This is a genomic window from Amycolatopsis sp. NPDC051061 (assembly GCF_040682935.1).
GTDB lineage: Bacteria > Actinomycetota > Actinomycetes > Mycobacteriales > Pseudonocardiaceae > Amycolatopsis.
Window position 1 is genome coordinate 37,448 of sequence record NZ_JBFBBZ010000061.1, and the last position, 12,580, is coordinate 50,027.

General features: G+C 70.8%; 12 protein-coding genes and 1 pseudogene. 9 read left to right on the forward strand and 4 right to left on the reverse strand.

What is annotated here, in order from left to right:
- The first annotated feature begins 57 nt into the window (after window positions 1-57).
- Window positions 58-1,425 (forward strand): 3' terminal RNA ribose 2'-O-methyltransferase Hen1, encoded by a 1,368-nt coding sequence (locus AB0N03_RS45470; protein WP_364386506.1) that lies wholly within the window; start codon window positions 58-60, stop codon window positions 1,423-1,425.
- Entirely contained in the window at window positions 1,422-3,911 is a 2,490-nt protein-coding gene (locus AB0N03_RS45475; RefSeq protein WP_364386508.1) for a polynucleotide kinase-phosphatase, read from the forward strand. Before AB0N03_RS45470 ends, AB0N03_RS45475 begins: the two co-directional genes overlap by 4 nt.
- Window positions 3,912-3,958: 47 nt before the next feature.
- On the opposite strand, the gene AB0N03_RS45480 is transcribed toward AB0N03_RS45475, so the two are convergent.
- From AB0N03_RS45480 to mca, 3 genes are read right to left on the reverse strand one after another with little or no spacing between them, the layout of a single operon-like run.
- Window positions 3,959-4,336 carry a CPCC family cysteine-rich protein gene (locus AB0N03_RS45480; protein WP_364386510.1) on the reverse strand — a complete coding sequence of 126 codons (378 nt, stop codon included), beginning with the start codon at window positions 4,334-4,336 and terminating at the stop codon, window positions 3,959-3,961.
- 54 nt (window positions 4,337-4,390) lie between these two features.
- Window positions 4,391-4,717: a hypothetical protein gene (locus AB0N03_RS45485; RefSeq protein WP_364386512.1), complete on the reverse strand. Its 327-nt coding sequence runs from the start codon at window positions 4,715-4,717 to the stop codon at window positions 4,391-4,393.
- Entirely contained in the window at window positions 4,714-5,625 is a 912-nt protein-coding gene (gene mca, locus AB0N03_RS45490; protein ID WP_364386514.1) for a mycothiol conjugate amidase Mca, read from the reverse strand. The genes AB0N03_RS45485 and mca overlap by 4 nt, the downstream gene beginning before the upstream one ends.
- Window positions 5,626-5,760: 135 nt before the next feature.
- Here mca and AB0N03_RS45495 point away from each other — a divergent pair, with 135 nt between their 5' ends.
- From AB0N03_RS45495 to AB0N03_RS45505, 3 genes are all read left to right on the forward strand, one after another.
- The gene (locus tag AB0N03_RS45495) at window positions 5,761-6,204 is read left to right on the forward strand and encodes a DUF4307 domain-containing protein (protein ID WP_364386516.1); all 444 of its coding nucleotides are present in this window, start codon (window positions 5,761-5,763) and stop codon (window positions 6,202-6,204) included.
- A 195-nt stretch (window positions 6,205-6,399) separates the two neighbouring features.
- Window positions 6,400-6,903, forward strand: a complete 504-nt coding sequence (gene greA, locus AB0N03_RS45500; RefSeq protein ID WP_364386518.1) for a transcription elongation factor GreA — start codon at window positions 6,400-6,402, stop codon at window positions 6,901-6,903.
- 48 nt (window positions 6,904-6,951) lie between these two features.
- The gene (locus AB0N03_RS45505; RefSeq protein WP_364386520.1) at window positions 6,952-7,764 is read left to right on the forward strand and encodes an MBL fold metallo-hydrolase; all 813 of its coding nucleotides are present in this window, start codon (window positions 6,952-6,954) and stop codon (window positions 7,762-7,764) included.
- Window positions 7,765-7,872: 108 nt separating this feature from the next.
- On the opposite strand, the gene AB0N03_RS45510 is transcribed toward AB0N03_RS45505, so the two are convergent.
- Complete coding sequence (locus tag AB0N03_RS45510; RefSeq protein WP_364386522.1) at window positions 7,873-8,364, reverse strand: Lrp/AsnC family transcriptional regulator; 492 nt, start codon at window positions 8,362-8,364, stop codon at window positions 7,873-7,875.
- A 122-nt stretch (window positions 8,365-8,486) separates the two neighbouring features.
- Here AB0N03_RS45510 and hppD point away from each other — a divergent pair, with 122 nt between their 5' ends.
- The 4 genes and pseudogenes from hppD to AB0N03_RS45530 form a co-directional block, all read left to right on the forward strand.
- Window positions 8,487-9,686, forward strand: a complete 1,200-nt coding sequence (gene hppD / locus AB0N03_RS45515; protein ID WP_364386524.1) for a 4-hydroxyphenylpyruvate dioxygenase — start codon at window positions 8,487-8,489, stop codon at window positions 9,684-9,686.
- Window positions 9,687-9,931: 245 nt separating this feature from the next.
- Window positions 9,932-10,486 carry a YbaB/EbfC family nucleoid-associated protein gene (locus AB0N03_RS45520; protein ID WP_364386526.1) on the forward strand — a complete coding sequence of 185 codons (555 nt, stop codon included), beginning with the start codon at window positions 9,932-9,934 and terminating at the stop codon, window positions 10,484-10,486.
- A gap of 11 nt (window positions 10,487-10,497) precedes the next feature.
- Window positions 10,498-10,806 carry a type VII secretion target gene (locus AB0N03_RS45525; RefSeq protein ID WP_364386528.1) on the forward strand — a complete coding sequence of 103 codons (309 nt, stop codon included), beginning with the start codon at window positions 10,498-10,500 and terminating at the stop codon, window positions 10,804-10,806.
- Window positions 10,806-12,580 (forward strand): annotated as a pseudogene (locus AB0N03_RS45530) (hypothetical protein); the annotation flags it as partial. The gene AB0N03_RS45525 and the pseudogene AB0N03_RS45530, both read left to right, overlap by 1 nt.

The window sequence follows — 12,580 nt, forward strand, 5'->3', positions numbered from 1 at the left end:
GGGTCGCACCCCGGAAAACCGGGCGCGCGGTCACCGGCCCTCGGCCACACTGATCCGGTGCTGCTGACGATCACGACGACCCGGAACCCCGCCACCGAATTGGGTTTTCTCCTGCACAAGCACCCGGAGAAAGCGCAGTCGGTCGCGCTGTCGGCCGGAACCGCGCACGTCTTCTACCCGGAGGCGTCGCCGGAGCGGTGCACCGTCGCGTTGTTCGTCGAGATCGACCCGATCGAGCTCGTCCGCGGGGGCGGGACTTCGCTGACGCAGTACGTCAACGACCGGCCCTACGCCGGTGGCTCGTACCTCGCGGTCGCGCTGCGGGCGGCGTTCACGACGGCGCTCGCGGGCCGCTGCGCCGCGCGTCCCGAACTCGTCGACGAGCCCTTCGAGCTGGCGGTCGGCGTGCCGTCGCTGTCCGCGCGCGGCGGCGCCGAGGTGGTGCACAAGCTGTTCGAGCCGCTCGGCTGGCGCGTCGCGACCGTGCCGATCCCGCTCGACCCGCACTTCCCGCAGTGGGGCGAGAGCCGCTATGTCGACTTGACACTCACCGGCACCCATCGGGTCGCCGACGCGCTGCGCCACCTCTACGTCCTGCTGCCCGCGCTCGACGGCGGCAAACACTACTGGGTCGGCCAGGACGAGGCCGACAAGCTGCTGCGCGCCGGCGAGGGCTGGCTCGCCGGGCACGCCGAGCGGACGCTCATCACGAACCGCTACCTCGACCGGCGCCGCCCGGTCGTGCGCTACGCGCTTTCGCGGCTGGCCGAGTCCGGCGACGTCCCGGCGGAGACCGAGGCGGTGGTCACCGAGCTGCCGGACCGGCCGGAGAGCCTCGCCTCGCAGCGTCACGGCAGCGTGCTCGCCGCGTTGCGGGCCGCGGGCGCGCGGCGCGTGCTCGACCTCGGCTGCGGGAGCGGCGCGCTGCTGCGCGTCCTGGAGAAGGACCGGTCGTTCACCGAGATCGTCGGCGTCGACGTCTCCGCGAGCGCGCTCGACATCGCGGAGAAGCGGCTGAAGGACGACTCGCGCGTCACGCTGCGGCAGTCCGCGCTCACCTACGCCGACCCGGCGCTGGCCGGGTACGACGCCGCCGTGCTCATGGAGGTCGTCGAACACGTCGACGAGGAGCGGCTCCCGGCCCTGGAACACGCGGTGTTCGGGGTCGCGGCGCCGCGCACGGTGCTCGTCACGACGCCCAACGCGGAGTACAACCGGCTGTTCGAGTTCCTGCCGATGGGGCATTTCCGGCACGCCGACCACCGGTTCGAATGGACCCGGGCCGAGTTCCGCGCCTGGGCGGACGGCGTGGCGGCCCGAAATCGCTACGACGTTCGTTACCTGCCGGTGGGACCGGAGGACCAGACTTCAGGACCGCCGACCCAGCTGGCGGTCTTCACGAGCAGCAAGGAGGTGGCCGCGTGAAGCTGACCGTTCCCGACATGTCGCTCGTCGTGCTCGTCGGCGCTTCCGGCTCCGGCAAGTCGACGTTCGCGCGCACGCACTTCGCGCCGACACAGGTGCTCTCCAGCGACTTCTTCCGCGGGCTCGTCGCCGACGACGAAAACGACCAGTCGGCGTCGGCCGAAGCGTTCGACGCGCTGCACTACGTCGCGGGCAAGCGGCTCGCGGCCGGGCGGATGACCGTCGTCGACGCGACGAACGTCCAGCGCGCGTCGCGGGCGAGCCTGGTGAAGCTCGCGAAGGAGCACGACGTGCTGCCGACGGCGATCGTGCTCGACCTGCCGCTCGGCGTCTGCGTGGCGCGCAACGCTTCGCGCCCCGAGCGCGACTTCGGCGACCACGTCGTCCGCCGGCAGCGCGGTGAGCTGCAGCGGTCACTGAAGTCGCTGGAGCGCGAGGGGTTCCGGCGCGTGCACGTGCTGCGCTCCGAGACCGAAGTGGCCGAGGCGGAGATCGCCGTCGAGCCGCTGCGCAACGACAAGCGCGACCTGACCGGGCCGTTCGACGTGATCGGCGACGTCCACGGTTGCGCGGCCGAGCTCGAAGAGCTGCTGACCGGACTGGGATACGTCGACGGCGTCCACCCGGACGGGCGCACCGCGGTGTTCGTCGGCGACCTCGTCGACCGCGGCCCGGACACGCCGGGCGTGCTGCGGCGCGTCATGGCGATGGCTTCGTCCGGCGACGCGCTGGTCGTCTGCGGGAACCACGAGCAGAAGCTGGTGCGCGCCCTGCACGGGCGGAAGGTCAACGCCGCTCACGGGCTCGCGGAGTCGCTGGAGCAGCTCGGCGCCGAGACGGAGGAGTTCCGCCGTCGCGCGCACGAGTTCTGCGACGGGCTGATCGCGCACTACGTCCTCGACGGCGGCGACCTGGTCGTCGCGCACGCCGGGCTGCCCGAGCGCTACCACGGGCGCGCGTCCGGGCGGGTGCGGAGCATGGCGCTCTACGGCGACACGACCGGCGAGACCGACGAGTACGGCCTGCCGGTGCGGCTGCCGTGGGCGCGCGACTACCGCGGATCCGCGATGGTCCTCTACGGGCACACGCCGACGCTGGAGCCGGAGTGGGTCAACAACACGATGTGCCTCGACACCGGGGCCGTCTTCGGCGGGAAGCTGACCGCGCTGCGCTACCCGGAGCGCGAGGTCGTCTCGGTGAAGGCGCACCAGGTCTGGTACGAGCCTTCGCGACCGCTCGACGCTTCACGGCCGCTGGGCGGGCGCGAGCCGGCCGTGCTGGAGCTGGCCGACGTCATCGGGAAGCGGATCGTGCAGACCGCGCACCACGGCCGCGTCGGCGTCTCGGCGGAGCAGTCGGCGGCGGCGCTGGAGGTGATGAGCCGGTTCGCGGTCGACCCGCGGTGGCTGGCCTACCTGCCGCCGACGATGGCGCCGTGCTCGACGTCGTCCCGGGACGACTACCTGGAGCACCCCGACGAGGCGTTCGCCGAGTACCGCGCGGCGGGCGTGGAGTCGGTGCTGTGCGAGGAGAAGCACATGGGCTCGCGGGCGGTCGTGCTCGTGTGCCGGGACGGCTCGGGGTCCCGGCGGTTCGGCATCGACGGTGGCGGCGCGGTGTACACGCGGACCGGACGGCCGTTCTTCTCGGCGGCGCAGAACGCTTCGCTGCTGGACGACGTGCGTTCGGCGGCCGCCGGGGTGTTCGAGGAGCTGAAGTCGGACTGGCTGCTGCTCGACGCGGAGCTGCTGCCGTGGAGCGCCAAGGCCGGTTCGCTGATCGCGGACCAGTACGCGTCGGTCGGCGCGGCGGCCCAGGCGGTGCTGCCGGCGGCGGTCTCGGCCATGACGGCGGCGTCCGCGCGCGGCATCGACGTCTCGGACCTGCTGCGGCGGACGGCTCTGCGTGAGTCCACAGTGGAGTCTTATCGGGACGCGTACCGGCGGTACTGCCGGCCGACGTCCGGGCTGACGGGGGTGCGGCTGGCGCCGTTCCAGCTGCTGGCGTCGGAAGGGGCGGCCTACCACGACCGGCCGCACTCGTGGCACCTCTCGGTGCTGGCCGGTCTCGCCGGCCCGCGCTTCCAGCGCACCCGGACGCTCACGGTGGACCTGCTGGACGCCGGGTCGGTGGCCCAGGGGGTCGCGTGGTGGGAGGAGCTGACGGCGTCGGGCGGCGAGGGCATGGTCGTCAAGCCGTCGGCGAACCTGACCCGGGGCGCGCGCGGCCTGGTCCAGCCGGGCGTGAAGGTGCGCGGGCGCGAGTACCTGCGGATCATCTACGGCCCGGACTACACGCTGCCGGCCAACCTCGAGCGGTTGCGCAAGCGCGGGGTGAACCGCAAGCGCGTGCTGGCGCTGCGCGAGTACGCGCTGGGGCTGGAGGCCCTGGAGCGCGTCGCGCGGGGTGAGCCGCTGTGGCGGGTGCACGAGTGCGTGTTCGCGGTGCTCGCCCTGGAGTCGGACCCGGTGGACCCGCGACTGTAGGGCAGCCCGCCGGTGAGCGATCAGCACCGGCGGGCTTCGACCGGGTCTCAGCCGCGACGCCAGAAGGCCGGCCGCCACCAGTACAGCGTCGTGTAGTCATCGAGCCGGCGCGCTTCCGCGACTCCCCGAGGCTCGAAGTCGTCGACGGCGAGATCGATGGGACGCCACCCGTCGTCCACGGGTTCGGACGCGGTGGCCATGCGCACGAGACCGGTGAACCGGTACTCCATCGCGCCGAGTTCGGCGTAAGCGCGCTGCGCTTCGATCAGCGAGGGACCGTTCGCACCGCCGCCGTAATCGGGCCAGCGCAGCTGGAGCTGGTCGTCCTCCCAGAAGCACACCCGGCAGATGTCGAAGGAGCCCGGCGGCTCATCGAAGATCAGGTGCCCGCAGCACGGGCACGGGTACTTCGCCTTGGCGTCCACGAGTGCTCAGCCTCGACAACCGGCGGCCGCGGGTCAACTCGAAATAGGCGTGCCCTAGTCGGCCTTGGTGGACGAGGAGTCCTTCGCCGGCTTCTCGGCCGCCTCGGGTTCGTCCTTCTTCTCCGCCTTCTCGGGCTCAGCGGGTTCCTCGGCGGCCGGCTCGTCGAAGCTGGCCGGGACGCGCTTCAGGTGCTTCGTCATCGAGCGGACCAGGAACGCCACCGCGACGAGGAACAGGATCAGCACCAGGAAGCCGACCGGGGACGACTTGCCGAAGTCCTCCCCCTGCCCGCCGTTGTCGCCGTCACCCGGCTGCTGCGTCAGGACGAGGGCCGACGCGGTCACCGGAAGCGCCACGCCGGCCGGCAGCGTCAGACTCATGTGTTCACCTTCTCCTCGATGCCGATGCCGGCGAACAGGTCGTCCTCCGGCAACGTGCTGTCGACCTGCGACTTGACCAGCTCGTACTCCTCGGTCGGCCAAGTCTGGCGCTGGATCTCCAACGGGACGAAGAACCAGCGGCTGTTCGGGTCGATCTGCGTCGCGTGCGCCTTCAGCGCCTCGTCCCGCACCTCGAAGTATTCACCGCACTCGACGCGGGTCGTCACCCGCTCCATCACATCGGCCCGGTCGGGGTCCCACTTGGCCAGCCACTCGGTGTACGGCGACTCGAGCCCGGCCTCCTTCAGCGCGGCGTCGAAGGCCACCATCCGGGCCTTCGAGAAGCCGTGCATGTAATACAGCTTCAGCGGCTGCCACGGCTCGCCCGCCTCGGGGAAGCGGCTCGGGTCGGCCGCCGCGTCCCACGCCGCCATCGACACCTCGTGCGTGCGGATGTGGTCGGGGTGCGGGTAGCCGCCGTTCTCGTCGTACGTCGTGATGACGTGCGGGCGGAACTCCCGGATCACGCGCACCAGGGCCTCGGTCGACTCCTCGAGCGGCACGACCGCGAACGAGCCCTCGGGCACCGGCGGCAGCGGGTCGCCCTCCGGCAGGCCGGAGTCGACGAAGCCCAGCCAGCGCTGGCTCACCCCGAGGATCTTGGCCGCGCGGGCCATCTCCTCACGGCGGATCTCGTGCATGTTCGCCAGCACCTCGGGCCGGTCCATGGCCGGGTTGAGGATGCTGCCCGCCTCGCCCCCGGTGCACGTGACGACCAGCACCTCGTGCCCTTCGGCGGCGTAGCGCGCCATCGTGGCAGCGCCCTTGCTCGACTCGTCGTCCGGATGCGCGTGCACGGCCATCATCCGCAGGCGCGGCCTGGCGGTCTTCGTCAGCTGGTCCACCATGCTGCGAACGACTCCTTCTCTACCCGTATTCCGCGACCCACGTGCGGGCCGCCCACCCAGCGGGCGGATACTCGAAGCCGTACCCGCCCCACCATTGTCCCCACGGGTACGACAAGAACGAGCAGGAGGCCCCGCGTGGCAGGCGGACCGGCGGAAACGGCAGCCCCCGTGCTGCCCGAAGGCCGGTACGGCACCACGCGGGCGAAGGCGCCCAAGCGCTGGCGCCGATGGCTGTTCCTGGCCATCGCCCTGCTGGTCAGCGGCGTGATCGCGTGGGTCGCGTACGTCAACCTCGGGTCCGCGCCGATCGACGCCGAGCGCGTCGCCTTCAGCGGCGAACCGGGCAACGCGATGGAAATCACCATCAACGTGACGCGGGACGACAACGACCGGGCGGGCGTGTGCATCGTGCGCGTCCGCGACGAGACCGGCGCCGAGAGCGGCCGCAAAGAGCTCCTGATCCCCGCCGGCGCGAAGTACAGCAGGATGACCACGACGATCAAGAGCATCGGGGAACCGGTGACTGCCGACGTGTACGGCTGCTCGTACGACATACCACGGTACCTGTCAAGCCCATAGCGGCCAACGGGGTGAACCGCGCGCCCAACGCCCACGGCGCGCGGAATTAACGGGCGTCGACCAGTCGCGCCGTGATAGTCTGACCCTTCAGCACGGCCCGCGACGGGCCGTGTTTTTCCTTTATCTCAGCCACGCGGGCACCTAGGCCCGTGTGGGCCGGCTTGAACACGCAAGCCTGGCAGGCCCGACGAGGAGATGGTGACCGTGAGCGACACCAAGGTGACCTGGCTGACCCAGGATGCCTACGACCGGCTCAAGCACGAGCTCGACGAAATGATCGAGAATCGTCCGGTCATCGCCGCGCGCATCAACGACAGCCGCGAAGAGGGCGACCTCAAGGAGAACGGCGGCTACCACGCCGCCCGTGAAGAACAGGGCCAGGCCGAGGCGCGCATCCGGCACCTGCAGGAGCTGCTGCGCTCGGCCAAGGTCGGCGAAAAGCCCGCGAACGACGGCACCGCCGGCCCCGGGAAAGTCCTCACCGTGCGCTACGAGGGCGACGACGAGGACGAGAAGTTCCTGCTCGCCACCCGCGAAGAGGGCGCCGAGGGCGGCCTCGACGTGTACTCCCCGGAGTCGCCGCTGGGCAAGGCCCTGCTCGGCGCCAAGGAGGGCGAGTCGCGCGAGTACGAGCTGCCCAACGGCAAGCTCCAGAAGGTCACCCTCGTCAAGGCGGTTCCGTACACCGACACCAAATAACGCGGCTAGCGTGTCCTCCCAGGATCCACGTTCTGGGAGGACATCGTCGTGAGCACCGAACCCATCTGCCTGGCCTGCGGCATGCAGTACGCCGAGGCCCGTGACGACTGCCCGGTCTGCGAGGACGAACGCCAATACGTCCCGGCGGCCGGGCAGCAGTGGACGAACCTTTCCTCCCTGCGCGCGAGCGGCACGTACGCCCCGCGCGTCGAAGAGCAGGGCCGCGGCATCATCGGCGTCGGCTCGAACCCCGGCTTCGCGATCGGCGAACGCGCGCTGCTGGTGCGGGCGCGCTCCGGCAACTTCCTCTGGGACTGCGCCGCGTACCTCGACGACGCGCTGGTCCAGCAGGTCCGCGACCTGGGCGGCATCACCGGCATCGCGATCAGCCACCCGCACTACTACACGACGATGGTGGAGTGGGCGCACGCGTTCGACGTGCCCATCTACCTGCACGAAGGCGACCAGCAGTGGATCGGCCGGCCCGACCCGGCGGTGAAGCTGTGGTCCGGCACGACGCTGGACGTCGCCGACGACCTCCGCCTGATCAACCTCGGCGTGCACTTCACCGGCGGCACGGTCCTGCACTGGCCGGACGGCGAGGACGGCCGCGGTGCGCTGCTGTCCGGCGACATCGTCCAGGTGATCCCCGACCGCAAGCACGTGGGTTTCATGTACAGCTACCCGAACCTCATCCCGGAACGCCCCCACGTCGTCCGGCGCGCGGCGGAGCTGCTGGCGGGCTACCGCTTCGAGGCGATCTACGGCGCCTGGTGGGACGCGGTCGTGCGGAGCGATGGCTCCGAGGTGGTGCAGCGATCGGCGCAGCGCTACCTGGCCCACGTGGTCGACGAAGGCTGACCGCCGGCCCGTGCGCCGCGGACCTGCCTGGTCATGATCGGGTTCGCGCCCGGGTGGCCGACGTCATGAAAGGGTCGTTCATGGCCCCCAGCGGCAGGAAAGAGTCGTTCATGACGTTGGGCGCCCCCCGCCTCGGGCCGTGCGTTCCAGCAGGGGGCGGACCCGCGGCGGCACCGGGGTCGACAAAGCGATCGACGTCGACGTCCGCAGCACGTCCGGGACCTCCACCACCTCGTCGATCACCCGCTGCAGGTCGTCGTTGCCCCGCGCCACCATCCGCACGAACAAATCGCCCTGACCCGTCGTCGCGTGGACTTCGCACACCTCGTCGATCGCCTCGAGGGCCTCCGTCACCTCCGCGCGGCGGCCCTGGGCGATCTCCAGCACCGCGAACGCCGTCAGCTCGTAGCCCATCGCCGCCAGGTCGAGCTCCGGCGGGAACCCGCCGAGGATGCCGCGGTCGGTCAGGCGGTCCAGCCGCGCCTGGACCGTCCCGCGCGCGACCCCCAGCCGGCGCGCGCTCTCCAGCACCCCCAGCCGCGGGGAGTCCGTCAGCAGCAACAGGAGGCGCGCGTCCAATGCGTCGAGGTTCTCCGACATTGCTCTCTCCCCTGCACAAGTTGTCCATGATGACAGCCGATGTCCGGCAGTCACCAAGCATGTTGTTCAGCGAAAACTGAGTCCATTGCACATCTTGCCTCACAGGGCTGATCCTTTGGGGTATGACCCAGACTGCCGAACCTCAGAGCGGACTCGACGACGTCAGCTATGACCAGCTGCGTCAGCTCGTCGGGCTCGTCGACCACGACGCCTCGACCGACCCGTTCCCGGTCAAGGCCATGGACGCGGTGGTGTTCATCGCGGGCAACGCCACCCAGACGGCCTGGTACTACCAGATCGCGTTCGGGATGCGGCTCGTCGCGTACTCGGGCCCCGAGACCGGCGACTTCGAGCGCAAGTCCTACGTCCTCAAGTCCGGCTCGGCCCGGTTCGTCATCACCGGCGGCGTGCGGCCGGACTCACCGCTGCTCGACCACCACCGCAAGCACGGCGACGGCGTCATCGACCTGGCGCTGGAGACCACCGACGTCGACAAGTGCGTCGAGCACGCCCGCGCGCAGGGCGCGACCGTCCTCGAAGAGCCGCACGACGTCTCCGACTCCCGTGGCACCGTGCGCGTCGCCGCGATCGCGACCTACGGCGAAACCCGCCACTCGCTGGTCGACCGGTCGCGCTACACCGGCGTCTACCTGCCCGGCTACGAGCCGCGCGAGAGCACGATCAAGCGGCCGGAAGGCGCGCCGAAGCGGCTGTTCCAGGCCGTCGACCACTGCGTCGGCAACGTCGAGCTCGGCAAGATGGACTACTGGGTCGACTGGTACCACCGCGTCATGGGCTTCGTGAACATGGCGGAGTTCGTCGGCGACGACATCGCGACCGAGTACTCGGCCCTGATGAGCAAGGTCGTCTCGAACGGCAACCACCGGGTCAAGTTCCCGCTGAACGAGCCCGCCGTCGCGAAGAAGAAGTCGCAGATCGACGAGTACCTCGAGTTCTACGGCGGCGCCGGCTGCCAGCACATCGCGCTGGCCACCAACGACATCATCGCGACGGTCACCGCGATGCGCGCCGCCGGCGTCGAGTTCCTCGACACCCCCGCGTCCTACTACGAGGACCCGGAGCTGCGCGCCCGGATCGGCAACGTCCGCGTGTCGATCGAGACGCTCAAGGAGCACAGCATCCTGGTCGACCGCGACGAGGACGGCTACCTGCTGCAGATCTTCACGAAGCCGATCGGCGACCGCCCGACCGTCTTCTACGAGCTGATCGAGCGCCACGGCTCGCTGGGCTTCGGCAAGGGCAACTTCAAGGCTCTGTTCGAGGCCATCGAGCGCGAGCAGGAGCGCCGAGGCAATCTTTAACGCCGAGGCGCCATCAGCACAGCGCCGAGGCAATCTTTAACGCCGAGGCGCCATCAGCACAGCGCCGAGGCAATCTTTAACGCCGAGGCGCCATCAGCACAGCGCCGCGGCAACCTCTAGTTTCACGAAACGGCGAAGGCCACCATCGGGCACCTCCGGGTCCCCTATGGTGGCCTTTGGCGTGTTCCGGGAACCGACTGCTTCCCGGATCCGTCAGTGTGGAGAAGCAGAGAGAAGGGGCCGGGATGCCGGACAGCATCGACGCCAGCGACGCGATGATCGACAACTGGACCAAGCGGCTCGAGGAGAACGCCGCCCGGTACCAGGCGCTGGCCGATCGCGTGCAGGGCCAGTCGGTCACCGAGCGGTCGAAGGACGGCACGGTCCAGGTGACCGTCGATTCGCGCGGCCTGCTGAAGAACCTCGTCATCGCCGAGACGGCCACGAGCAAGCGGATGGCCGAGGTGTCGGCGCAGGTGATGCAGCTGGTGCAGCGCGCGCAGGCGCGGATCCCGGAACTGCTGCAGCAGGCCATGACCGAGACCACCGGCACCGGCGACCAGGCCGCGGCGGAGATCGTCCGCGAGGCGCAGAGCACCTTCCCGGAACCGCCGCCGGATCCCGAACCCGCGTTCCCGGAGCCCGACCGCGTCCGCCGGTTCCTGCCGGAGGACAACGAAGAGCAACCGCCGCGCACCCCGCCGCCGCCCGCGCCGCCGCAGCAGCAGCCGCCGCTTCGGCGCCGGCGTCCGACCGACAACGACGATGACGACGACTTCGGCGGACCGATTCTTTCCTGAGGGGGAAAACCGTGGCAGACGTGGAACTCAGCACCGACCTCACGGCGCACGCGAAGCAGCTCGACGCCATCGGTGACGGGCTGCAGCAGGCCGTCGACGCGGCGAACCAGGTCAGCATGCCGACCGACGCGTACGGCATCCTCTGCCAGCCGTTCCGCATGATGCTCGACCCGGTCGAGCAGTACGGGATCGACGCGCTCAAGGACGCCGTGCAGGCGATGACCGCCGTCTCCGGCAAGGTCCGCGAAGCCGCGGCGGCCTACCACAAGTACGAGGCCGGCGTGGCCGACGACCTGAACCAGTCCGCGGGCGGTGCGTGATGCCCGAGGGGAACCCGCTCGTCGTCGACGCCAAGGCCGACCCGGACGGGCCGGGCGCGTTCACCGCGGGCAACGGTGACTACGGCTGGGCCGGCGGCATCGGCCTCGCCGAGTCGTCGATGGACGCGTTCAACGGGATCAAGGACGGCGACTGGGTATCCGGCGGGCTGGGCGTGCTCAGCCTGGCCGGGGAGATCGCGGGCGCCGCGATCGACCCGTTCGGGTACCTGATGTCGTCGGTGGCGTCGTTCCTGATGGAGCACATCCAGCCGCTGAAGGACATGCTCGACTCCGTCGCGGGCAACCCGCCGGTGATCCAGTCCTACGCCGACACCTGGGGCAACGTCTCGAAGGCGCTGGGCGAGCGCAAGACCGACTTCGACAACGCCGTCAAGAACGGCACCGCCGGCTGGACCGGCGACGGCGCGGACGCGTACCGCAAGTTCGCCGCCGAGCACAGCGACGCCTTGTCCGGCGCGGCCACGGTGGCCGGCGCGATCAGCACGGTCACGATGATCATGGGCCAGGTCGTCTCGTTCGTGCGCGAGACCGTGCGGCAGCTGATCGCGGACCTGGTCGGCAAGCTGATCGCCTGGGTGATGGAGGAGGTCTTCTCCCTCGGCTTCGGCACGCCGGTGGTGGTGGCGCAGGCGACGGCCGCGATCGCCAAGTGGGGCAAGAAGATCGGGGAGCTGCTCAAGAAGCTCACCGACACGATCCGCAAGGTGTCGCCGCTGCTGTCGAAGCTGGTCGACATCTTCGAGAAGATCGCCAAGGTCTTCGGCAAGGTGCTGGGCAAGGTCAGCGGGCTCGACGGGCTGAAGGTCAAGGAAGGCGGCTTCGTCCACAAGATCCCCAAGGGGGAAGGCGGCGGGGTCCACGCGCGCGCCCACGGCGAGGGTTCTTCCGGCGGGGACGGCGAAAGCTCGCACTCCGGCGACGGGGACGGTTCGCCGGACGGCGACGGTTCGCACAGCGGCGAGACTTCGTCGACGGATTCCGGCGATCCGGGCCACGCGAACGGGGATTCGCCGAGTTCCGACCCGATGAACACCGGCTCCTCGCCCGACTCCGCATCACGCCGGAGTTCGAGCGGGGACGGCTCCGGTTCGCCTTCGCACGCGGGCGATGGGGACGGTTCCCCGACGGCGCACAGTGGCGACGGCTCGCCGGACAGCAGCCCGTCTTCGGTGCGCTCGGACGGCTCGCCCGCGCACGCCGGTGACTCGAGCCCGTCGCCGACGCGCGCCGGGGACAGCTCGCCCTCGCGGGCCGGTGACTCCAGCCCGTCGCCCACGCGAAGCAGCGACAGCACGCCTTCGCACGCGGGCGACAGCAGCCCGTCGGCGGTGCGAGGGAGCGACAGCACCCCGTCCCACGCGGGCGACAGCAGCCCATCACCCACCCGCGGCAGCGACAGCACGCCGTCCCACGCCGGGGACAGCAGCCCCTCGCCCACCCGCGCGGGCGACAGCAGCCCCGCACCCTCGCACTCCGGCTCGCCGAGCCACGCCGACGGGGGCAGCCCGGCGCACTCCGGATCGTCGCCCGCCGCGCGGTCCGACGCGCCCGGCTCGCACGCCGGCACCGATACCCCGAGCAGCACCGCCCCTCCCCGCGCCGACGGCACCACCTCCGCCAGCGGCACCGCGCCGGCCGCTCCGCGCACCGGCGACCCGGGCACCCAGTTCCCGTCGCCGCGCGGCGGGGACGGCGCCGCCGCGTACGGCATCCCGGCGCGGGGTGGCGCGCCGATGGGCGGGGGCGCGCCGCC